Annotated in this window: 21 protein-coding genes and 1 other RNA gene; 6 read left to right on the top strand and 16 right to left on the bottom strand. The window is 58.0% G+C overall.

Going from position 1 to position 22,910, the window contains the following annotated elements; genetic code table 11:
- Window positions 1–8: 8 nt before the first annotated feature.
- The 8 genes from ccoS to ccoN form a co-directional block, all read right to left on the bottom strand.
- Entirely contained in the window at window positions 9–167 is a 159-nt protein-coding gene (gene ccoS, locus ROLI_RS18070) for a cbb3-type cytochrome oxidase assembly protein CcoS (RefSeq protein ID WP_187430569.1), read from the bottom strand.
- Window positions 164–2,353 (bottom strand): heavy metal translocating P-type ATPase, encoded by a 2,190-nt coding sequence (locus tag ROLI_RS18075; protein WP_405048975.1) that lies wholly within the window; start codon window positions 2,351–2,353, stop codon window positions 164–166. Before ROLI_RS18075 ends, ccoS begins: the two co-directional genes overlap by 4 nt.
- Window positions 2,350–2,829, bottom strand: coding sequence for a FixH family protein (locus tag ROLI_RS18080; protein ID WP_187430570.1), 480 nt, complete (start codon window positions 2,827–2,829; stop codon window positions 2,350–2,352). The genes ROLI_RS18075 and ROLI_RS18080 overlap by 4 nt, the downstream gene beginning before the upstream one ends.
- Complete coding sequence (ccoG, locus tag ROLI_RS18085) at window positions 2,826–4,253, bottom strand: cytochrome c oxidase accessory protein CcoG (protein WP_187430571.1); 1,428 nt, start codon at window positions 4,251–4,253, stop codon at window positions 2,826–2,828. Before ccoG ends, ROLI_RS18080 begins: the two co-directional genes overlap by 4 nt.
- A 78-nt stretch (window positions 4,254–4,331) precedes the next feature.
- On the bottom strand, window positions 4,332–5,195 hold the full coding sequence (gene ccoP / locus ROLI_RS18090; RefSeq protein ID WP_187430572.1) for a cytochrome-c oxidase, cbb3-type subunit III: 864 nt from the start codon (window positions 5,193–5,195) through the stop codon (window positions 4,332–4,334).
- Window positions 5,192–5,377 (bottom strand): cbb3-type cytochrome c oxidase subunit 3, encoded by a 186-nt coding sequence (locus ROLI_RS18095; protein ID WP_187430573.1) that lies wholly within the window; start codon window positions 5,375–5,377, stop codon window positions 5,192–5,194. Before ROLI_RS18095 ends, ccoP begins: the two co-directional genes overlap by 4 nt.
- Before the next feature lie 10 nt (window positions 5,378–5,387).
- A complete protein-coding gene (ccoO, locus tag ROLI_RS18100; protein ID WP_187430574.1) occupies window positions 5,388–6,113 on the bottom strand; it encodes a cytochrome-c oxidase, cbb3-type subunit II in 726 nt (241 codons plus the stop codon).
- A gap of 11 nt (window positions 6,114–6,124) precedes the next feature.
- A complete protein-coding gene (ccoN, locus tag ROLI_RS18105; RefSeq protein WP_187430575.1) occupies window positions 6,125–7,738 on the bottom strand; it encodes a cytochrome-c oxidase, cbb3-type subunit I in 1,614 nt (537 codons plus the stop codon).
- A 195-nt stretch (window positions 7,739–7,933) separates the two neighbouring features.
- On the opposite strand from ccoN, the gene ROLI_RS18110 reads away from it, so the two are divergent.
- Window positions 7,934–8,770, top strand: a complete 837-nt coding sequence (locus ROLI_RS18110; protein WP_187430576.1) for a universal stress protein — start codon at window positions 7,934–7,936, stop codon at window positions 8,768–8,770.
- Between the two features lie 37 nt (window positions 8,771–8,807).
- On the opposite strand, the gene fnrL is transcribed toward ROLI_RS18110, so the two are convergent.
- Window positions 8,808–9,542, bottom strand: coding sequence for a transcriptional regulator FnrL (gene fnrL / locus ROLI_RS18115; protein WP_187430577.1), 735 nt, complete (start codon window positions 9,540–9,542; stop codon window positions 8,808–8,810).
- 72 nt (window positions 9,543–9,614) lie between these two features.
- Here fnrL and hemN point away from each other — a divergent pair, with 72 nt between their 5' ends.
- On the top strand, window positions 9,615–10,970 hold the full coding sequence (gene hemN / locus ROLI_RS18120) for an oxygen-independent coproporphyrinogen III oxidase (RefSeq protein ID WP_187430602.1): 1,356 nt from the start codon (window positions 9,615–9,617) through the stop codon (window positions 10,968–10,970).
- 12 nt (window positions 10,971–10,982) lie between these two features.
- Here hemN and ROLI_RS18125 read toward each other — a convergent pair whose 3' ends face one another.
- The 5 genes from ROLI_RS18125 to ROLI_RS18145 all read right to left on the bottom strand — a co-directional run bounded on the left by ROLI_RS18125 (window position 10,983) and on the right by ROLI_RS18145 (window position 17,396).
- Complete coding sequence (locus ROLI_RS18125) at window positions 10,983–12,563, bottom strand: ABC transporter ATP-binding protein (protein WP_187430578.1); 1,581 nt, start codon at window positions 12,561–12,563, stop codon at window positions 10,983–10,985.
- Window positions 12,560–13,666 (bottom strand): ABC transporter permease, encoded by a 1,107-nt coding sequence (locus ROLI_RS18130; protein WP_187430579.1) that lies wholly within the window; start codon window positions 13,664–13,666, stop codon window positions 12,560–12,562. The genes ROLI_RS18125 and ROLI_RS18130 overlap by 4 nt, the downstream gene beginning before the upstream one ends.
- Entirely contained in the window at window positions 13,666–14,754 is a 1,089-nt protein-coding gene (locus tag ROLI_RS18135) for a microcin C ABC transporter permease YejB (RefSeq protein ID WP_187430580.1), read from the bottom strand. The genes ROLI_RS18130 and ROLI_RS18135 overlap by 1 nt, the downstream gene beginning before the upstream one ends.
- Window positions 14,755–14,758: 4 nt before the next feature.
- Window positions 14,759–16,621: an extracellular solute-binding protein gene (locus ROLI_RS18140; protein ID WP_405049031.1), complete on the bottom strand. Its 1,863-nt coding sequence runs from the start codon at window positions 16,619–16,621 to the stop codon at window positions 14,759–14,761.
- A gap of 271 nt (window positions 16,622–16,892) precedes the next feature.
- Window positions 16,893–17,396 carry a cytochrome c family protein gene (locus ROLI_RS18145; protein ID WP_187430582.1) on the bottom strand — a complete coding sequence of 168 codons (504 nt, stop codon included), beginning with the start codon at window positions 17,394–17,396 and terminating at the stop codon, window positions 16,893–16,895.
- A 118-nt stretch (window positions 17,397–17,514) separates the two neighbouring features.
- Between ROLI_RS18145 and ROLI_RS18150 the strand changes: the two genes are divergently transcribed.
- Window positions 17,515–18,360 (top strand): prephenate dehydratase, encoded by an 846-nt coding sequence (locus ROLI_RS18150; protein ID WP_187430583.1) that lies wholly within the window; start codon window positions 17,515–17,517, stop codon window positions 18,358–18,360.
- A gap of 78 nt (window positions 18,361–18,438) precedes the next feature.
- Here ROLI_RS18150 and ROLI_RS18155 read toward each other — a convergent pair whose 3' ends face one another.
- Both ROLI_RS18155 and nudC read right to left on the bottom strand, forming a co-directional pair.
- A complete protein-coding gene (locus ROLI_RS18155; RefSeq protein ID WP_187430584.1) occupies window positions 18,439–18,909 on the bottom strand; it encodes an SRPBCC family protein in 471 nt (156 codons plus the stop codon).
- A 37-nt stretch (window positions 18,910–18,946) separates the two neighbouring features.
- Complete coding sequence (nudC, locus tag ROLI_RS18160; protein ID WP_187430585.1) at window positions 18,947–19,915, bottom strand: NAD(+) diphosphatase; 969 nt, start codon at window positions 19,913–19,915, stop codon at window positions 18,947–18,949.
- Window positions 19,916–20,061: 146 nt separating this feature from the next.
- On the opposite strand from nudC, the gene ROLI_RS18165 reads away from it, so the two are divergent.
- The 3 genes from ROLI_RS18165 to ROLI_RS18175 all read left to right on the top strand — a co-directional run bounded on the left by ROLI_RS18165 (window position 20,062) and on the right by ROLI_RS18175 (window position 22,870).
- A complete protein-coding gene (locus ROLI_RS18165) occupies window positions 20,062–21,933 on the top strand; it encodes a 5'-nucleotidase C-terminal domain-containing protein (protein WP_187430586.1) in 1,872 nt (623 codons plus the stop codon).
- Between the two features lie 44 nt (window positions 21,934–21,977).
- Window positions 21,978–22,076: signal recognition particle sRNA small type (ffs, locus tag ROLI_RS18170), an RNA gene on the top strand.
- 449 nt (window positions 22,077–22,525) lie between these two features.
- Window positions 22,526–22,870 carry a YidH family protein gene (locus ROLI_RS18175; RefSeq protein WP_262386541.1) on the top strand — a complete coding sequence of 115 codons (345 nt, stop codon included), beginning with the start codon at window positions 22,526–22,528 and terminating at the stop codon, window positions 22,868–22,870.
- Window positions 22,871–22,910 lie beyond the last annotated feature (40 nt).

A 22,910-nucleotide genomic window follows, 5' to 3' on the forward strand; every position in this document is an offset into this window, starting at 1 on the left:
ACCAGCGGTTAAGGCTTTGGATGATCGTCCCAGGTATCCGTGAGGATACGACGGCTGTCCCCTTCGGGATCATCATATTGACGCGACCTCAGAGTATACAGAAAACCGGCAAGCCCCAATCCGCCCAGGATCAAGGAAATCGGTATCAGATATGCCAGGACGTTCATCCCCGACCTCCGACGCGCAGCGCATTTAGGGACACGGTAATGGAAGAGGTCGACATTGCCAGCGCCGCGATCAGCGGCGTCGCCAAGCCGGCAACGGCCAATGGGACCGCAAGAACATTGTAAACAGTGGCGATACGGAAATTCTCCCTGATCCTCTTTGTCGCCTGACGCGCCACGATAATCGCTTCTGCAACCGGCGAGAGATCCTGCCCCAATAACACCATGTCAGACGCCGCGCGTGCCGCATCCAGCGCCTGCGCCGGGCTGATCGACACATGGGCCGTCGCCAGAGCAGCCGTATCATTCAACCCATCGCCCACCATCAAAACATGTCGCCCTTGCTTGCGCAAAGCCTCCACAAATTCGGCCTTCGCCTGCGGCAGCATCGCCGCATGCCACTCATCAATACCGATTTTATTGGCAAAATCGTTCACCGCTGGCATCCGATCACCAGAGAGCAGGACCACATCGAGGCCTAAATCCCTGAGCAACAAAACCGTCTGCATCGCGCCGGGGCGTTCATCGTCTTCGAATTTCAAAGCGACACAATGCCCATCACCCGCGTCCAGAACGGCACAGACCTGCGCATCATCCAGCGTTATCCCCAGCCAATCCGGGCGGCCCAGCCGCACCGTTCCTCCATCGAAAAGCGCCTCCATTCCGAATCCGGGTTTCTCGACAGGCGCTTGCAAAACAGCAGGTTGACACCCCTCTGACATAGCACGCTGAACGATTGCGCGCGACAGGGGGTGGGAGGATCCCTGCGCAAGCGCATGCGCGACACGTTGTTGGGATTGTGTCAGCGAGGCCCAGTTGCACAGGCGTGGCTTGCCCGTTGTCAAAGTGCCGGTTTTGTCGAAAACGACCGTGTCCACCTCAGCCAGGCGTTCGAGGGCCGTAGCATCCTTGATCAACAGCCCTTTGCCGAACAAGCGCCCCGAGGCCGCAGTCGTCACCGCCGGCACGGCAAGACCCAAGGCACAGGGGCAGGTGATGATCAAAACCGCCGCCGCAATATTCAGGGATATCCGCAAATCACCAGACCAGATCAACCACCCCAGAAACGCAAGCGCCGACAGGATATGCACACCGGGCGCGTAAAGTTTGGCGGCGCGATCCGCCAGCGCAGTATAGCGCGACCGCCCGCTTTCAGCGATTGCCACAAGGGCGGCCATGCGTTGCAGCGAGGTGTCCTGTCCGACAGCTGTTGCGCGCAGGGTCAGAGGTCCCGTCAAATTCACTTCACCCGCACTCATCACATCGCCGATATCGCGCAGTTCCGGGAGTGTTTCACCGGTCAGCATGGCGCGGTCCACCTCGGAGCGCCCCTTGATGACGACGCCATCCACCGGGGCACGCCCGCCGGGACGCACCAACACCAGATCGTCAACGCGCAATTGCGCAACCGACACTTCCAGCGGGCCCGCAGCATCAATGCGCCAGGCGCGCGGCACTTCAAGCGCTGTGAGTTCTTCGGCAGCCGAGCGCGCGGCAGACCGTGCACGCGCATCCAACCAACGCCCCGCCAGCAGAAAAAACGTCAATGTCAGCGCCGCATCGAAGTAAGCATGATGCCCGGACAGCCACGTTTCCCAAAGGGATGTCGCCAGAGCCAGTAAAATCGCCAGCGTGATCGGTACATCCATGTTCAATCGACCCGCGCGCAGGACGGCGTAGGCATTGCGGAAAAAAGGCTGCGCCGAAAACGCGATCGCGGGAATGGCAATCGCCGCGGAAATCCAGTGGAATAAATCGCGCGTGGCATCCGTTGCGCCAGACCAGACTGCGACCGACAACAGCATCACATTCATTGAGGCAAAACCGGCGACGGCGAGCCGCATCAGCAGGTCACGACCCGCCGTATGTGTCGCGGTATCGTTGATCGCTCCGGGGTCCAGTTCATGCGCCTCGAACCCTTCGGCTTCCAGCAGAGTGACCAATTCGCCCGCGTTGATCTCGGGCACGGCATCAATCAATGCGCGCTTTAGCGTCAGATTGACACGGGCGTTTTTGATACCGGGATAGGTGTTCAGCGTCTTTTCGACCTTGGCGATGCAGGCCTGGCAATGGATCGTCGGCAAGGAGAGCATCACCCGCGCATCTGACACAATCACCGGCGCGCCCTGAGCAGGCGTCGCAAGACACCCCGGACAGGCGACCGGTGAATTTGTGCTGAGCGTGCTCACTTGGCACCCTTGGGGACATGTAGGATGACGCGCTGCTGAAACACGGTGCCGTCCGCGGCCCGCGCCTTCATCCGTAGGTTCCAGTTGCCCGGTGCCAGTTGCGCAGGCGCGACATAGCGCGTCCCATCAAAAACGAACGCAGGCGTTTGATCGTCGCGCACATGGGTGGCGCGCCCCAATGTGGCCTCCAGCGACGCAACTTGCACGGGCTGGCCTTCGGCATCGGTAATGGAAAGATGGACGTCATCACCACGCGCCTGCGCCAGAACGGACCAGCCGAGCGCCGTCTGTTCTTCGCGGTTTTTGTCGAACTGCTGGCTTGCGACATAGGAGTTGCGCACCTCCAGCCCTGGGAAAGTACTGACCGCGCTATAGGCCAGAAAGAGGTTCACACTGATGATGACGGCAAAGGCGGCGCAAAAGATCATGAAGACATGTCTACCCGTCAAAACACGTGCTGTGGTGGTCATTGTCATTCTCCCTTGCCGCTGAAGCTGCTGTCATTATAGGCGCGATCACCGTTTGTGAGATCTTCGACCCAGAAACGCAGATCACTGCGCGCGGCCTCTGCGGGCTCCGATCCGGGCGGCGCGATCAGGTATACCCGTTGCAGAAACGATGTATCCGCCGGCACGTTCACAGACGCATAGGGGGTGCCTTCAAGCTGTATGCGCAATGCCGGATCGCCCTTGACGAACAAACGGAACAGGCGCTCTTCGCCATTTTTGTTACGCAAACGGATGTCATATGTGTTGCGGATCGACCCGTCCGATAGGGTCACAAAGGTCGGATTGCGCACAGCGGCCACCGTCATTTCGATCTCGGCCCGGATGAAAAGTGCAACAAGCAGCGCGACCCCGACCGACCCCCAAAGCGCGGTGTAAAGCATCGTGCGCGGCCTGAACACATGATGCCACGCGGATCGCGCGGCATGACCTTCGCGTTCCCGCGTTTCATCCGACAGCGCAATGTAATCAATCAATCCGCGTGGTTTGCCGATGCGTTCCATCACATCATCGCAGGCGTCGATGCACAGCGCGCAGGTGATGCATTCCATCTGCTGACCATCGCGAATGTCGATCCCGACCGGGCAGACGTTCACGCAGGCCATGCAGTCGATGCAATCCCCCATCGGCTCTGTTTTGGCCGCTTCGCTGTGTTTGCGCGGCTCGCCCCGCCATTCGCGATAGGCGACAGTGACGGTGTCTTCATCCATCATCGCCGCCTGAATACGCGGCCAGGGACAAGCATAGATACAGATTTGTTCCCGCATGAAGCCGCCGAACACAAAGGTCGTGGCCGTCAGAAACGCGATTGTGATATAGGCGACGGCACTGGCCTGTCCGGTAAAGATGTCGACAAACAAGGTCGGCGCATCCGCGAAATAGAACACCCAAGCCCCGCCCGTGGCGACCGCGATCAACAACCAGACCACCCATTTGGTCAGGCGCAGGCGCAATTTGCGCGCGTCCATCTTTTCCTGCCGGTGCAGGCGCAGGCGGGCGTTGCGATCCCCTTCGATCCAGCGTTCCACCAGGATGAACAAATCCGTCCAGACGGTTTGCGGGCAGGCGTAACCACACCAGACACGTCCCAGCGCGGAGGTGAACAGGAACAATCCCAGCCCCGCCATGATCAACAATCCGGCAACGAAATAGAACTCATGGCTCCAGATTTCGATCCAGAAGAAGTAAAAACGCCGGTTGGCCATATCCAGCAGCACCGCCTGATCCGGCAGGCTGGGTCCGCGGTCCCAGCGAATCCACGGCACAAGATAATAAATGCCAAGGGTGACCGCGAGGATCACCCATTTCAGGTTGCGAAACGATCCAGAGACGCGCCGAGGAAAGATCGGTTCACGCGCGGCATAAAGACTGGGAGGCGGGGTTTGGTCGGTCACGGTCGTCCTTACAGGTTGGGTCGGGCGATTTCGCTCTGCTTGCGAAACCACCCTACCACAAAAGGGGTTTGAGCGGGATTATTCCCCCCCGCCCAACTGGTGGACGTATATTGCCACCGCCCGTATTTCAGCCTCACTCAGGCGCTGAGTCCAAGGTGGCATAACGCCATAGCGGCTATAGGTCACAGTCTCCGTCAGGGCCTCGGTGTCACCGCCATAGAGCCAGATCGCATCCGTCAGGTTCGGCGCACCCTGCTCGCGGTCTCCCATGCCATTTTCACCGTGGCAGGCGGAACAGTTATCCGCAAAGATCTCTGCACCGGGGGCGACCAATCCGGCATCCGCCTGCGCACCCGAAAGGTCCATGACGTAATTGACCACCTGTGCGATTTCTTCTGGTTCGAGGATTTCACCGAAGGCGGGCATTTCGGAGTAACGTGCGTCGTCGTCTTCCTCATTGCGGATTCCATGCGCAATCGTCGCGTGAATCGCTTCGATGTCGCCCCCCCACAGCCAGTCATCATCCAGAAGGTTCGGATAGCCGACAAAACCTGCAGCACCCGAGCCGTGGCATTGTACGCACCAGGTCCGGAAAACCGCCGCACCGGCCGACACGGCATAGCCGTTCAACTCGGGATCAGCCGCAATATCGGTCAGTTCGACAGAGGCCAGCTGGGCGTTGATACCCGCGTTGGCCTCTTCGACGGCGGCGATTTCAACCGCTACCTCGCCGCGTGTCGAATACCCCAGCAGACCTGCCGTGGCGGAGGACACCAGCGGCCATGCGGGATAGGCGATAGTATAACCGATCCCCCAGACGATGCAGGCATAAAAGCACCAGAGCCACCAGCGCGGCATCGGGTTGTCGAATTCCTCGATGCCATCCCAGCTATGGCCTGTGGTATTGGGGTCGCCCTCTTGTTTCGGGGGTATCTTGCTCATTTTTTTGCCTCCTGATCTGGGGCGGGTCTATCGTCGTTTCTAAAAGGAATGTTGGCGGTATCCTGATGCAATTTGCGGCTGCCGGGGCGAAAGACCCAAGCCATCATGCCGACAAAGATGCAGAACAACAGCAGCAACATCCAGCTATCCGCGAATTCGCGTAGGAGTGTGTAGAGTTCCATATCTGCCTCCCTAGCGGCTTGCGTCTGGGGTGAAGGTCGAGAAATCAACCAGCGTGCCAAGCATTTGCAGATAAGCGATCAGGGCGTCAGCCTCCGAGATCCCCGGTGCGCCGTCAAAGTTGCGCACCTGTGCGCCCGGATAGCGTTCCAGCATGTCGTCATAATCACTGTCCGGGTCGGCCTGGGCGCGGAAATCGGCCTGTGAGGCTTCGATCATATCGTCCGTATAGGGCACGCCGACCATGGCATGGGTCTGGAGCAGATCCGCGATGTACTCGCCATCAATCAATTTGCGTTCCAGAAAGCCATATTTCGGCATGATCGATTCCGGCACGACCGACTGCGGGTCACGCAGATGATCAATGTGCCAATCATCCGAATACCGCCCACCGACACGTGCCAAATCCGGTCCGGTCCGTTTGGACCCCCATTGGAACGGGTGATCATACATGGATTCGGCCGCCAGTGAATAGTGACCGTAACGTTCGACCTCATCACGCATGGGTCGGATCATCTGGCTGTGACAGACATAGCAGCCCTCACGGATATAGATGTCGCGCCCGGTCAGTTCCAGCGGCGAGTAGGGGCGCATGCCCTCTACTTTCTCGATGGTATTTTCCAGATAGAAAAGCGGCACGATTTGCACGAGCCCGCCGATGGTGACCACCAGAAAGCTGAGGATCAGCAAGAGGCTGGCGTTGGTTTCGATGAACTTGTGTTTTGCGAGGATTGACATGCGTTCCCTCCTTATTCGGCTGGAACAACTGTACCGAGACCCGCCTTGGCAGGCGCAGCACGGACAGTCATCCAAAGGTTATAGCACATGATGACCGCCCCGGAGAGGAACATAACCCCGCCCAGACCGCGCACCACATACATCGGGAATTTCGCGCTCACGGTGTCGGCAAAGGAGTTCACGAGAAACCCATTGGCGTCCACTTCGCGCCACATCAGGCCTTCCATAATGCCCGTGACCCACATCGAGGCCGCATAGAGCACGATGCCGATGGTGGCGAGCCAGAAATGCCAGCTTACGAGGGACAGCGAGTAGAGACGTTCGCGTTTCCACAGGACCGGCACGAGGTAGTAGAGCGCGCCGAAAGTGATCAGCCCGTTCCAACCCAGAGCGCCGGAATGCACGTGACCGATGGTCCAGTCGGTGTAATGGGACAGCGAATTGACCGCGCGGATCGACATCATTGGGCCCTCGAAAGTGGACATGCCGTAGAAGGCGAGCGAGGTCACCATCATCCGCAGAACCGGATCAGTGCGCAGCTTGTCCCAGGCCCCTTGCAGGGTCATCAGGCCGTTGATCATACCGCCCCAGCTGGGCATCCACAGCACGATCGAGAATACCATGCCAAGGGTCGCCGCCCAATCGGGAAGGGCGGTGTAGTGCAAGTGGTGCGGACCCGCCCAGATATAGAGGAAGATCAGCGCCCAGAAGTGAATGATCGAGAGTTTATAGGAGAAGACAGGACGTTCGGCCTGTTTTGGCACGAAGTAATACATCATCCCTAGGAAGCCCGCCGTCAAAAAGAAGCCCACAGCGTTGTGACCATACCACCATTGCACCATGGCATCCTGTACGCCCGAAAAGACCTGCACGGATTTGGAGCCCCAGATCGAAACGGGGATAGAGATGTTATTGACCACATGCAGCATCGCAACCGTGACGATGAACGCCAGATAAAACCAGTTCGCCACATAGATATGCGGCTCCTTGCGCCTGACGATGGTGCCGAGAAAAACCGCCAGATAGGCCAGCCAGACAATGGTCAGCCAGATATCCACATACCATTCCGGTTCGGCGTATTCCTTGGACTGGGTCCCGCCGAGCACATATCCGGTCGCGGCCAGCACGATGAAGAGCTGATAGCCCCAGAACACGAACCACGCCAGATTACCGCCCCACAGCCGTGCCGCGGAGGTGCGTTGCACCACGAAAAAGGAAGTCGCGATCAACGCGTTGCCTCCAAAAGCAAAAATCACCGCAGAGGTGTGGAGGGGACGCAATCTGCCGAAGTTTGCATAGCCTTCCGCCCATCGGAAATTCAAATCTGGAAACGCCAGTTGAAAGGCGATAACCACCCCGACCAGAAACCCGACAACGCCCCAGAACGCCGTGGCGATCACGCCCGCGCGTATGACGCTGTCAAAGTATTCGTTGGTCGCGACTGGCTTGGCACGCTCATCCGTGGCGCGCAGGGTCGTCAGGAACAACCCCGCCGCGACGATCATAAAAATGACCATGTGAACCTGATAGGCAATGTCGCGCGCATAGCTCGCCGCGATCATCGCAAATAGCGTGGCAAGCGCCAAGACCACCAGCTTCAAGTAATTCAGTGTTCCGGTATTCATCGTTCCGGGTTCCCTTCCGCTTTGCCCCGCGCACGAGGCACAAGGATGTTCGTTATGGTCCCCGTGTCGCGCGTATCCGCATCAACAACTTTGATCTGCATCAAGTCTTGGTGGCTTTTTGCCTGATCCCGATCAACGCACGGCTTATTTTTACGGTTATGTTCGGTCAGATAGAATTCTCACAAGGAGATGGTCATGGCCTTCAAAACTATTTTCACGGCACTTTCCGATTTCGAAACAAGCAAATCAGCCCTGGAACAGGCCGCGCGCCTGTCTGAAGCCCATGATGGGCATCTGGAAGTCATGTGTTTGGGCGTGGATCGTTCCCACAGCAATTATTACGAGGTAGGCGCAAATGCCGCGATCCTGCAGGCCGCCATCGCGCAGGCCGATGAACAGGCTAAAAACCTGGAGACACAGGTCAAAGCCTGGTTGCAAAACGCCAACCTGCGCTGGAACGTAAGCACTGCCATTACGACGCTGGCAGATGCCGGGCGGCCCCTGTTTCGCGCCGCGCGTTTTGCGGATTTATGCGTGGCACCCCTCCCCTACCGACACAACAGCAGCCCGGAGGAAAGTCTGGTGCTGGAAACCGTAATGCTGGACGCAGGGTGCCCCACCGTGGTGGCTCCGGATGGTGATCCGGTCGGTGCGCCCGAGCGGATCGTTATTGCCTGGAACGAGAGTGCCGAGGCCTTGCAGGCTGTGCGCGCGGCCATCCCCCTGATGCAGGCCGCCAAGGAAATTCATATCGCGATTATCGACCCTCCTGAACATGCTGCGGATCGCTCCGACCCCGGCGGGCTGCTGGCGGTCATGCTCTCACGCCATGGCATCACCTGCGATATTCAGGTCATGTCACGTAGTGGCGCAAAGGTCAGCGAACGGATACGCCGTCATGTCACCGAAACCAATTCTCAGATGTTGGTGATGGGCGGTTACGGCCATTCGCGGTTCCGCCAAGCCGTTTTGGGTGGTGCGACGCGCGAAATGCTGGAGCATGCAACCGTGCCGGTTTTCATGGCGCATTGAGTTGGGCGCGGGCCGCTGTGCTATGGCCGGTATCTGCTTAGCTCAGCATACCGCCATCGCTGTCATCGCCCGCTTCCAACAGCAGCCTGTCCATATTCGGCACGGTCACATTGCGTTTTCCAGCAAGCGTGATGACGCCGTCACGTTTGAGCGCCGAAATCTGGCGGCTGACGGTTTCCAGCGTCAGGCCGAGATAGTCCGCCATCGCTTCCCGCGTCAGCGGTAAATTAAAGGTAAGCGCCTTTCCCGGTGCCTCATTGCCCAGAACGGCATCGCGTCTTGCGATGATCGACAGAAGGCTTGCAATTTTTTCACGTGCGGTCTTGCGCCCGAGCACCAACATCCATTCGCGCGCAGCATCCAATTCATCCAGCGTCATTTCCAGCAACCTATGCGCGATATGAGGCGTTGTGCTGATCATCTGCTCGAAAGGTTTGCGGCGAAAACAACACATCGTCAGATCAGAGGTAGCCGTTACGGTATAGGCAGCGGCACCCCGACCAGGACGCCCGACGAAATCGGAGGGCAGCAACAACCCGACCATCTGCGTGCGCCCGTCCTCCATCGTTTGCGTCAATGTCGCAACACCCGACACGACCGAGGCGACAAAATCCATATGATCGCCTGCCCACATCACGGTCTGACCGGCGGCGAAACTACGGTAGTATTTGATGTCTTCCAGCAGCGCCAGTTCGTCGCCGTCACATTTGGCGCAGACAGCCCGATGTCTGATCGGACAATCCGAACAACTCTTAAAATCAGGCGATACCATCTGTTGCACGTCTAATTCCCATTATTGATCTGTGTCAAAGAAGGCTGACACATGTCTACCTATATCACTATCATGCACATGACGTCCAAGCTAGCCAAGCTGGGGCTTTTTGACGCGATGGTTCCGCGTTATACAAGCTACCCAACAGCGCCCCAGTTCAACACCGGCAATGTCGGTGGAGACGTTCCGTCATGGGTGCGCTCAATCGCCCCCAACAGCACGATTTCCCTTTATTTACATGTGCCATTCTGTCGAAAACTATGCTGGTTTTGCGCCTGCCGCACGCAGGGAGCCGTGACACTCTCGCCTGTTGCTGAATATTTGGACGCCGTGCACCGCGAAATTGCCCTGCTGGGTGCGCATTTGCCTGAGGGTGTGACGATAAGTCATATGCATTGGGGCGGCGGCACGCCAACCCTGCTCACGGCGGAAATGATCAGTGCTTTGGTCGGTGCAATTGCCGATATCGCACCGCTTGCCCCGAACGCCGAGTTCTCAGTCGAGGTGGACGTCAAAGAAATCGGACCAGCGCGTATCGACGCCCTTGCAAAAGCTGGCATGACACGCGCTGCAATTGGCATCCAAGACTTCGATCCACATATTCAATCCACGATCGGGCGTATTCAGAGCTTTGAAATCACGCGTGATACGACGCAGATGTTGCGCGATGCGCAGATCAAATTTCTGGATGCTGACCTTCTGTTTGGGCTGCCGCATCAGGACGAAACCCATATCTCGGCTTCGGTCCAGAAAGTGCTGACGTTGAACCCCGACCGCGTGGCGCTTTATGGGTATTCACATGTGCCCTGGATGGCGCGGCGGCAAAGCATGATCCCCAGCGACACATTGCCGACGCCGGAAAAACGCTTAAAGCTCTTTGATGCCGCCCGCCGCCTACTGGAATGGGATGGGCTTTCGCAAATCGGAATCGATCATTTTGCCGTGCCCGACGACCGCCTGATGCAGGCCGCAAAAACCGGCCGTCTGAAGCGGAACTTCCAAGGCTATACCGACGATGCCGCACCGGTTTTAATCGGGCTGGGCGCCTCCGCAATTTCGCGTTTTCCGCAAGGCTATGCCCAAAACGCCCCCGCAACCTCTGACTATATCAAGGCCATAACGGCCGGTGGGTTTGCGGCCCAAAAGGGCCATGTGTTTTCGGGTGAAGATCTATTGCGCGCCCGGATCATCGAATCGATTCTATGCGATTTTTCGGTCGATATCGCAAAGGTGACCGCTCGTTTCCCCGGAACCGGCCCGCGCGTGGCAGAACTGCTTCAGGACGTTTCAGCGCGTTTTGGTGATTTGGTGAACTTTGGCCCGGACGGTCTTTATATCAGGCCCGAAGCACGCCCTTTGGCACGCATTATCGCCAAGCAATTTGATGCCTATGACAGATCCCCCGCCGGTCACGCCGCGGCGCTTTAGACGCGAAAAAACTCAGGCCGTCGCATGAAGCAAGGTGCGCGTGTATTCATGAGCGGGCCTGTCAAAGATCGCATCAACATCGCCGGTTTCCACAACATCGCCCCGCTTCATCACCATCACCTGATGTGACATCGCCCGCACGACGTTCAGGTCATGGCTGATGAAAATATAGGCGAGCCCGTATTTCTTCTGCAAATTACGCAAAAGATCCACGATCTGTACCTGCACGGTCATATCCAGCGCAGATGTCGGCTCATCCAGCACCAAAAGTCGCGGACGCAAGACCATCGCGCGCGCAATCGCGATCCGCTGACGCTGTCCCCCCGAAAATTCATGCGGGTAACGGTCCATCGTCGCCGGATCAAGGCCCACCTCGACCATGACTTCACGGACAAGATCACGCTCATCGCGGTCGGCGTCGACCTTATGGATGCTCAACCCTTCGGAAATAATCTGCGCACAGGTCATCCGAGGGCTGAGGCTGCCAAAGGGGTCCTGAAATACGATCTGCATATCCTTGCGCAATCCGCGCAATTGCCGCGTGGACCATTGGCGCACGTCCTGCCCCATGAATTCGATCTGCCCCTCAGACGCGATCAACCGCATAATCGCCAGCGCCAGCGTGGTTTTTCCAGACCCGCTTTCGCCCACAATCCCGATGGTTTCACCCGCCCGCACGGTCAGGCTCGCGTCATTGACGGCTTTGACGTGGCCGACAGTACGGCGCAGCAACCCCGCTTGGATGGGAAACCAAATCTTGAGGTTATCGGTTTTCGCGATGATCTCGGCATCTGCGGCGATGGGGGCGGGCGCGCCGGATGGTTCGGCCCCAAGGAGTTTTTTTGTATAGGGGTGCTGCGGGTTGTCGAAAATTTCGCGTGTCGAGCCAGTTTCGACGATTTCACCCTTTTGCATCACACAGACCCGATCCGCGATGCGCCGCACGATGCCCAGATCATGGGTAATGAACAACAGCCCCATGCCCAAGCGGTCCTTGAGGTCCTTGAGCAGATCGAGAATCTGCGCCTGAATCGTTACATCCAGCGCCGTTGTCGGCTCATCCGCGATCAGAACATCGGGTTCATTGGCAAGCGCCATGGCAATCATCACGCGCTGGCGTTGCCCGCCGGAAAGTTGGTGCGGATAGCTCCCGATCCGGCTTTCGGCGTCCTGAATGCCAACCTGTTCGAGCAGTTCCAGAATGCGCGCGCGTGCCGCCGCACCGGCCAGCCCCTGATGCAGCGCGAGGCTTTCCCCCAGTTGCTTTTCGATTGTATGCAACGGGTTAAGCGAGGTCATCGGCTCTTGGAAAATGAAGCTGATGTCATTGCCGCGTACCTTGCGCAGCCGGGTCTCGTCCGCTCCGATCATCTGCTGGCCGTCATAGGTGACGGAACCGGTGACTTCCGCGCTGTCACCGAGCAGGGACACGGTCGAAAGCGCGGAGACGGATTTGCCCGAGCCAGACTCGCCGACCAATGCCACGGTCTCGCCGCGCTCCACGAAAAAGCTCACGCCTTTGACCGCTTCCGTCAAAGCGCCGTCCTGACGAAAACTGACGCGCAGGTCCTTGACCTCGAGAAGGGCGCTCATGAAAAAGTCTTTCTTGGATCGAAAGCATCGCGGATACCCTCGAAGATGAACACCAAGAGCGACAACATGATCGCAAAGGTGAAAAAGGCCGTGAAGGCGAGCCAGGGCGCTTGCAGGTTCTGCTTGGCTTGCAATGTCAATTCGCCCAGCGACGGTGCCGAAGATGGCAGACCAAAGCCCAGAAAATCCAGAATCGCCAAGGTCGAAATCGTGCCGGTGATGATGAAAGGCAGCATGGTCAACATCGCCACCATAGCATTGGGCAACATATGGCGGAACATGATCGTAACGTTGCCCACCCCCAGCGCGCGTGCGGCCCGCACATATTCAAGGTTACGCGCCCGCAGGAATTCGGCGCGCACCACACCCACCAATGAGGTCCAGCTGAACAGCACCAGCAAGATGACCAGCAACCAGAAGCTTCGTCCCAGAATGGCAAACATGATGATGATCACATAAAGCGACGGCGTTGAGGACCAGATCTCGATCACACGTTGAAAAATGAGGTCGGTTTTACCGCCGAAAAAGCCCTGTACCGCCCCTGCGATGATACCGATCAGGCTGGCGGCACCGGTCACAAGCAGCGTGAACAGAATGGACAGCCGGAAACCGTGAATCACACGCGCCAGAACGTCGCGTTTGGTACCATCCGTGCCCAGCAGGTTTTGGGCATTCGGCGGCAGCGGCGCGGCACCGGGCCGGTCCACCGCAGTATCGAAGGAATAGGGGATGAGCGGCCAGATTGCCCAGCCTTTTTCGATGGTTTCGCCGTCAACAACACCATCCTGTGCGTCCTCGAAATACCCTTCCGGGTCATCAAAACACATGTCCAACCCGCCGGTCTCGATCAGACATTTCACCTCCGGGTCACGGTAAACCGCTTCGGTCTGGAAATCGCCGCCAAATTCGGTTTCGGGATAGAAATTCCAGATCGGCGTGTAATAATTCCCGCGATATTGCACCAGGATCGGTTTATCATAGGCAATGAATTCGGCCATGAGGGACAACCCGAACAGCACTGCAAATATCCAAAGCGACCAATAGGCCCGCCGGTTTCGGGTGAAATTGCGCCAACGGCGTTGGTTGAGGGGTGAGAGCACCATCAGCCCTCCCTCCGCTCAAAATCAATGCGCGGATCGACCAGCACATACATCAGATCGGAAAGGATCCCGACCACCAGGCCGATCAGGCCAAAGATGAAAAGCGTACCAAACACGATCGGGTAATCCCGCGCGACCGCAGCCTCAAAACCAAGGCGGCCCAAACCGTCCAGGCTAAAAATCGTCTCGATGATCAGGGAGCCGCCAAAGAAAACCCCTATGAATACGGCCGGGAAACCCGCGATGACGATCAGCATCGCATTGCGGAAAACATGGCCATAGAGAACGCCGCGTTCGGACAGACCTTTGGCGCGCGCGGTGATCACATATTGTTTCTTGATCTCATCTAGGAAGCTGTTTTTCGTCAGCAAGGTCAGCGTCGCGAAAGCCGAAATCGTTGAGGCCAGCACTGGCAAAGCGATGTGCCAGAAATAATCGCCGACCTTGGCAAGCGGGCTGAGCTGGTCGAAATTATCAGAGGTCAGGCCGCGCAACGGGAAGATCTGGAAATACGACCCCCCTGCAAAAAGTACCAGCAGCAGAATGGCAAAGAGGAAACCGGGAATGGCATAGGCCGCGATGATCAGCCCGGAGGTCCAGGTATCAAAGCTTGTGCCATCGCGCACCGCCTTGCGAATCCCCAGCGGGATCGACACCAGATAGGCGATCAGCGTGGACCACAGCCCCAGTGTGATCGACACCGGTAATTTCTCCTTGATCAGGTCAATTACGGAGATCGAGCGGAAATAGCTCTCGCCGAAATCAAACCGCATGTAGTTCCAGATCATGTTCAGGAATCGTTCAACGGGCGGCTTGTCGAAACCGAATTCCTTTTCCAACTGCGCGATGAATTCCGGCGGCAGGCCACGCGCCCCGATGTATTGGCTGTCATTGCTGGGCAGTTCGGAATTGCCCGCGTCCGTTCCCGCCCCCGCAAATCCGCCGAAAACATCGCCGCCCCCCTGCGCACGCGCAATCGCCTGTTCCACCGGGCCACCGGGGACAAATTGCACCAGCGCAAAGTTGATCAGCATGATCCCCAGCAGGGTCGGGATGATCAGCAAAAGCCGTCTGACAATATAGGCGCCCACGGCGTTACCTCAACGCCCCGGCAGATCGCAAAGCATCCGCCTTGTCTTGATTATACCACCAGAAATCCAATTGCCCCAATGCGTATGTGGGGATGACATCAGGGTGTTCAAATTTATCGTAATACGCCACCCAGAAACTGTCATTGTACCAGGCCGGGATCATGAAAAACTCATAGCGCAGCGCACGGTCCAGCGCCATGAGGGTCACATCGGTCTCTTCCTTGGTCTCCATCCGTTGCGAAGCTTCGATGATTTCATCGACCAAAGGACTGGCCAGGCCAGCAGGATTAAAGACTGAGAACGCGGCCGCCTCGGAGCCATAAAACTGTTGCAGCCCGCCGCCGGTACTCAGGAAGGGAATATATTGATCAAAGACCAAATCGTAATCGCGATCCCGCTCGCGGCTGGTGTATTGCGACGCGTCCACGGCCTCCAGCACGGTGTCGATGCCCATCGCCTGCAGATTCGACAGGAAATTCTCAACAACAGCGCGCAGCGTGGAGGAGCCTGCCGAATTGAGCAGGAAGGTAATTTCAAGCGGTTGGCCATCGGCATTGCGTCGTTTGCCATTTGCGTCCACTGCCCATCCGGCCTCATCCAGCAGCTTCATGGCCTGGCGCAGATTGCGCCGGTCCAGAAGCCTGTTCGCGCTGGAGGTGTGGGGCATACGCGCCTCGGCGGTCAACATCTCATCAGGCACCAGATCGCCCAGAGATTGCAGGAACGCCAGCTCCGCACCCTCCGGTTTCCCGACGGCCATCAGCTCCGTATCCTGGGTGAAAGAGGCGCGGGGCTTGAACAGGCCGAACTGAAGCGATTCATTGGTCCATTCAAAGTTGAACCCCAAAGCAACGGCTTCCCGGACGCGGCGATCCTTGAAGATATCACGGCCCAGATTGAACACGAACCCAGTCGGCGTCGGGGGCGCGCCATCGGGCAATTCCTTTTTGACGATCTGCCCGTTGTTCACTTTTGGGAAGTCATAAGCGGAAGCCCACTGGCGCGAATTTCCTTCCGTTCGAAACGTGTATTCCCCCGCCTTGAAGGCCTCAAAAGCGGCGTTTTCATCCCCGAAATATTCAACCCGGATGATATCGAAGTTATTCCGCCCGACATTGAAAGGCAGATCATTACCCCAATAGTCGGGATTGCGTTTGTAAACGATCCGGCGGTTCACATCGATCGTGTCGATCATATAGGGACCCGAGCCCGGCGATGTTTCAAGCCGGCTTTCATCCAGCCGCGCGCCGGTTTCTTCGTACCAGGCTTTGGACCAGATCGACATACCGCCAACGACTTCGATCAGGCTGCGGCGGGAAATACCGGGCGTGAAGGAATATTTGATCGTGTGATCGTCGATCACCTCGATATCGGTAATGCGCTTGCTGACGGCATCGGCGTAGGATTGCAGCCCTTGCTCCAGGATCAGCTTCTGGCTGAATTCCACGTCATAGGCTGTGAGGGGCGTGCCATCCGAGAAGCGCGCCTCCGGGCGCATGTAGAAAATGACCCAATTCCGGTCCACGTCATACTCAAGCCGTTCGGCCACAAGCCCATAATATTCGGCATATACATCGGCGGGCGCGGTCGTCCCTCCTGTCCCCTCACCCAACAGGCTCTCAAACATGATCGTGCTCAGCGCGCCGCCCCGACCTTTTCGCGTATAGGGGTTCATCGAATCAAATGTTCCCAGCGCCGAAAAAGAGATTTCCCCCCCCTTGGGCGCATCAGGGTTCACGTAATCGAAATGCGGGTAATCGGCGGGATAGGTAAGATCGCCGTAAAAGGAATATCCGTGGCTGACGATTGTTTCCTCTTCACTCCAGACGCTGCCCGCCGCAAAAACGCCGATGAGAAAGCTCATCATCGCCCCCCACAAAACACTGCGGTGTTGGGTTTTACTTGCGCACGTCCATGCCGGGTCAGCCGTCATTAGGTATGTCCTCCAGTCTGGTGCCGTGTACTCCGGCGTCTTTCTCGCTCTGGATGTAAGCTAACGGGACGCCGTGCCAAGTTACAAGTTGCGAAAACGTGATCCCAAAGACGAAAAACGCAAATGGCCACAAAAAAAGCCACTTGCATCGAAGCAAGCAGCTTTTGTGGTTAATATCAGGTTAATTTTTTGGCCGACAGGGTGCCTAGTCGTCGAGACTGGCCAAATAGGCGATCAAGTCTGCACGCTCCTCGACTTTCTTCAGACCCGCAAAGCTCATTGACGTTCCGGGTGCGTAAGAGGATGGTTTTTCCAGGAAACCGTTCAAGTTTTCGGCGGTCCAATCGCCTTCCATGGACGCCAGTGTGTCCGAATAGCTGAAACCGTCTACCGAGCCCTTGTCGCGATCCACGACGCCGTACAGATATGGGCCGACGCCGTTTTCACCCTGTACCAGCTTGTGGCAAGCAGAGCACTTGCGGAAAACCTTTGACCCGTCTTCCGCGCTGGCGGATGCCAGAACGGTTGCAAAGTCCACTTCTTCAACTTCGGCCACTTCTTCACCATCGTCCACTTCGATGACATATGCCGCTTCGCCGTGGGACTCCGTGTGATAAAGCTCTTCTGCCATCCACTTGCCAAGCAGTAAAACAAGCAAGGCACCGCAGATGCCACCGGCCAATTTGGTAAAGGTCATTGTGTCGAGCATGCTATCCGTCCATCTCTTTGCGTTTCAGCGGTATCTATTGCTTCACCTTCACGGTGGCAAGGTGTACTTACCGCGACCAATCGACCCCGCATAGAAGAAAAAACCTTAGGACCACTTAATGAGCCTCCCATATGCTGCCCGTATCGCGTTTCAGGGTGAACTCGGTGCGTATAGTCACGAGGCCTGCCGCGTGGCCCGCCCAGACATGACACCGGTGCCTTGCCGCACTTTTGAGGACGCCATTGATGCCGTGCGCTCGGGCCAGGCCGAACTCGCCATGCTGCCGGTGGAAAATTCAACCTACGGGCGCGTCGCAGACATCCATTCGCTGCTGCCTAAATCCGGCCTCAACATCATCGAAGAGGCTTTCGTAAGGGTCCACATCAACCTTCTGGGGCTGCCCGGCACCACCATCAAAGATATCAAATCCGCCATGAGCCACACGGTTCTGCTGGGACAGTGCAAGAGTTTTCTGGCACAGCATGGTATCGCGCGCATCACCGGCGCGGATACGGCAGGCTCGGCCAAGGACGTCGCAGCGCAGGGCGACCCGAGCATGGCCGCATTGGCCAGCGAATTGGCGGGCGACATCTACGGCCTCGACCTGCTGGCGCGTCATATTGAGGATCAGGGCAATAATACCACGCGCTTCCTGTTGATGTCGCCGCAGGCGGATACATCGCGGCGCGGCGATCATGGCATGATCACCAGCTTTGTTTTTGAGGTCCGCAATATTCCGGCCGCGCTTTATAAGGCGATGGGCGGTTTTGCGACCAACGGGATCAACATGACCAAGCTGGAAAGCTACATGGTTGGCGGGTCTTTCACGGCGACGCAGTTTTATGCCGACATCGAGGGTCACCCCGATGATCCAGATGTCGCGCGCGCGCTGGAAGAATTGGATTATTTCACCAATATGATTGAAATTCTTGGCGTTTATCCTGCTGATCCCGGTCGCAAGTAGCGCGGCACAAAACCAATAGCTCCGAACCTCGGGCAGTGGCAGGCACAGACAATGCAGGGTGACGCGATCGGATACCGATCATGCCTCGCCTTGATCATAGCGCTGCTTCATTTCATCAAGATATTGCGCCACGCGCGCCTCAAATCGTTGATCCAGGCTCGTTTTTCCAAGTTTCAGAGGTTGCAGCAAAACACGCGCGGCGAAGGTAGTCGCCCGCAGATCCACCTCAAAAAGAACACGCGTCTTTTCCGCTGACAACGCGACCAGGCTAAGGCGCGTATCGCCCTGCACGCCCTGCGACACCAGAATGGCACCCATGCGCGCAGGCGGATCAAAGGCGACTATTTCGACATCGACCGCGCGCATGCCCCCTGCCAACTCAACGCGCACGTGCCATTTCAGGCCCGCACCGGGACCCACCGGGTCGTCCATCCGCGCTACATCCGCGCCGCGCCGCCGCAGCGCAGCTTCAAGCGCGTCAAACTCAGATAACATTGCAAAAACAACAGCAATCGGCGCATCGATCTCCTGTTGCGTGGAAAATTTCATATCAACGTCAGCCTTTCATGCCCGACCCAATGTCCGGTTAATCCAGCCTGTCTGCAAGCCAGTTTTCCAACAGGAAATGCGCAATCGCGCCCTTGCGCGCGGGCAGGATTTTGGGGTGATCGCCGGCAAAAACCTGCATCATATCCTCGCGGCTGATCCAGAGCGCGTCTTCGATCTCCACCGGATCAATCGTGATTTCATCACTGAGCGCCACGCCCGCACAGCCAAACATCAAGGACGCCGGAAACGGCCAGGGCTGGCTCGCCAGATAGCTGACCTGCCCGATACGCACACCCGATTCCTCGAACACTTCACGCCTGACCGCCGCCTCCAGGGTCTCCCCCGGCTCCACAAAACCCGCCAAAAGCGAGTACATCCCCTCCGGCCACCCCGGCGACCGCCCCATCAGGACGTTGTTGCCATGGGTAATCAGCATGATCACCACCGGATCTGTGCGCGGGAAATGGGAGGCACCACAGGCCGGGCATTTGCGCTGCCAGCCGCCTTGAGTGATCTGAGACTTTTCGCCGCACCTGGCACAAAACCCATGACTTTCGTGCCAGCCAAAGACCGCCTTGCCCGTCGCCGCCAGCTCCGCTTCGCGCGGCGTCAGCCAGGTCATGACCCGGCGCAATTCGGCAAATACCATCGTTTCGGGCAATTCGGGGTGATGCTGCTCGGACGGGTCCAGAAAGCCGCCAAGGCTCTCGGCATCCAGATCATCCGGCTCCCAGGCAGACAGATCACAGGCGAAACGCGCGGCTCCGTCTTCCTTGCCCAGATAGATGCCTTCCAGGCTGGCTTGGGCCAATACCGGATGATCCATCGGCAACAGCGCAAGGCTGGCCGGGTTTTCATTTTTGATCAAAGGCTTGCCACGCCAGAACAGAATAGCACGGGCCGCCGGGTGGCGCGCGGCTGCCGCAAGCGCATCCGCATCATCACGCAGCGCGCCGTCCCGGTCCAAAGCGGAGCCCCCAAATGTAACCGTTTCCGCGTGTTTCATATCATCCTCCGCTTGGCGGAGAACTGGCACGCACCCTGTGATCTTGCAAGTTCAAAGCATCATCGCGTGATCTCTGCCCTTGCCAACCCCTGCGTGATCTGTTGGAAATCAACTCGTGTATTAGTTGATAAGCAACCTTTGAGGAAATGACCAAGATCGCCTTCGCATCTGATCCCAATACCACAGACGCAACATTGACGTTGCGACTCTTGGCGACGAGCGATCTTCATATGCAGTTGATTGCCTATGACTACGCGAATGATCGCACCACGTCGGGTGACAGCCTTGCACGACTGGCAAGCGTCATACGTCAGGCCAGATCGGAAGCCCAAGTCGCAAATGCAATTTGCCTGCTGGTGGACAATGGCGACACGCTTCAGGGCACACCTTTGGGGGGGTATCTGGTCGATCATCCGGTCGCCGCGCACCCCATGATCGCCGCGATGAACGCGCTTGGATATGACGCCCTTGGTATTGGGAACCATGATTTCGATCATGGGTTGGATCATCTCTCGCACTGCCTCGCACAGTCGAAGGCACCGGTTCTTTGCGCTAATCTGCGATCTGGCAAACTGCCGATGGTGCAGGGGTTCACGGTACTGGAACGGAGTTGCACAACCTCTCTGGGTGTCGCGCACACCCTGCGCATCGGCATCGTATCCGTTTTGCCGCAACAGACCGCAGCGTGGAATCGCCATCAGCTGGAAGGACAGGCGGAGGTGGACCCGCCCCTGCCCGCTCTCAGCGCTGCCGTGGCGGCTGCGAGAGCTGCGGGTGCAGATGTCATCATCGTCCTTGCTCATATGGGTATTGCTCAATTTGATGAGGGCGAGGATGCCCAGAATCAGATCGCCGAAGTTGCAAGGGTCAAGGGCGTCGACGCCGTTGTCGCCGGGCACACACACTTGCGATTTCCCGGCCCCGATCATGGTGATGTCACGGGAATCGACTGCGACACTGGCATGATCGGTGATGTTCCGGTTGTCATGCCCGGTTGCAGCGCATCCGAACTCGGTGTGATTGATCTGAGCCTCAGCCAAACAGGCCCGCAAACCGGTTGGCGCATTTGCGCACGCGCGTCGGTCTTGCGCAAGCCAGACGGCGCATCCGCGACCGATCGCACCATCGAAACTCTGGTGCAGGACGCGCATGACAAGACCCGCGCGCACCTGCGCCAACCGGTGGCGGCGCTGTCGCGCCCCATGCACAGCTATTTTGCCCTGGCGCAACCGAGCCCCATCCCCGCGATGATCGCGGCAGCAAAAAGGCTGGCGATTGAGCGCGCCGTTGCAGGCACCGAAATGGCGCAACTCCCGCTGCTCGCAGCGGTGGCGACCACGGCGACAGGCGGCTTCGACGGGCCGGAGAATTTTGTCTCACTGCCCGCAGGACAGTTGGAAAGACGCCATATCGCGGGCCTCATTCCTTACGCGAATCAGGTTTGGGCGGTCAGGGCCTCTGGGGCCCGCCTGCGGGATTGGCTGGAACGCTCCGCCTTGCTGTTCAATGTATTATGTCGCGATGTTCCCGATCAGATGCTGGTCGACCCAAAGGTACCGGGTTTTCGGTTCGACGCGATCTATGGGCTGACCTATCAGATTGATCTGGCGTCGCCACCCCGCTTTGACGCAGCGGGCCGCGCCATCAGCGGGGCGGCGGGGCGCGTGCGTGATATCCGCTGGCAGGGGGCACCGCTTGATCCCGATCAGGAGTTTTTGGTTGCCGTAACCGATCACCGCGCGGGCGGGGGCGGCGCATTTCGCGCTTTCAATGACGCGGACACGATGGTGCGCGATGAACTCGCTCTGGATCAGGCGCTGATCGACTACCTCAAGGACCCCGACTGCGCCGTCGAGCCGGCATGTGACCCGTGGCATTTCAAATCGGGCACGGGAATGAGCGCGTTTTTGCACACGGCACCGGATGCCCTCAATCATCTAGGCGATATTGCGAGGATGCGCCCGGAGGCTTGCGGCTATTCCGCGGATGGTTTCATCAGACTGCGCCTGCATCTTTAGCCCAGAGGCTTGCGTCCCGGCGCGCCCTTGCCTATATCCAGCCTTGAGAGGTTGGCGCGGGCGAGCGCCTCGCCAACCCGGTCAGAGCCGGAAGGCAGCAGCCGTAACGAGCCCCGCTTGGGTCGTTGTCCAGCCTCTCACCCGCCTCTCATCCATTGGCTTTGTCCTGGATCGCCACGACATCCGCAGCGAGATGACATCACCAAGATGTCGCCCCTTTGCTGGCAAGCACGCGCCATCCGGCAAGCCATGCGGGCACCGCCGGACCTGGGCCCCCTCTCCGCTAACCGCGCAATCGAACCTTGATCGGCTTCCCGCGCCAAAAAAATCCAATGACCGCCCATTTCCCAGGGGCTTTTGATCTTGCGGAACTGTCCCGCAGGCATCGATGTACAGGTGGATCAGATACCAAAAACACCGCCTCTGCTAGGATGACTGGTTGCCAAATACGCTATCCGGCTCCTCCTCAACCAACAGGTCGGGGTCAATGCAACCTGTTCAATGCCACCGCAGCTTCCAGATACCTTGAACCTTACCGCTTGCATCTCATCGCCGACGCGCCATCTAATTCTGCATGTCCAAAAGCAATGAAATGGCCAAAGAGCGCACCCATTGGGCCGAAGACCGCACGGTTCTGGCAAATGAACGTACTTTCGCAGGGTGGATGCGGACCGGCATGGCCTGCGTGGCGATTGCCCTCGGGCTTCGGGCTCTTTTTGCCCCGTTTGAACCGGATTGGGTGCCAAAATTTGTGTCATCCCTGTTCATATGTATTGCCGTCTTCACTTTCTGGGCGGCCCGCCGTCAGGCATGCGCAACCCTAAAAAGGTTGGATCAACATGATGCACAGGCGCAACCGACGCTCTATTTTACCATATTGAGCCTGACGCTGAGCCTCGCATCGCTGGCGACGGGCGGTATTCTTTTGTGGCTCTAGTTTACGTCCTTGGGCGGGGCGCATACCCTGAGGGTTGAAC

It is taken from the genome of Roseobacter fucihabitans (assembly GCF_014337925.2).
In the GTDB taxonomy this organism is placed as follows: Bacteria; Pseudomonadota; Alphaproteobacteria; order Rhodobacterales; family Rhodobacteraceae; genus Roseobacter; species Roseobacter fucihabitans.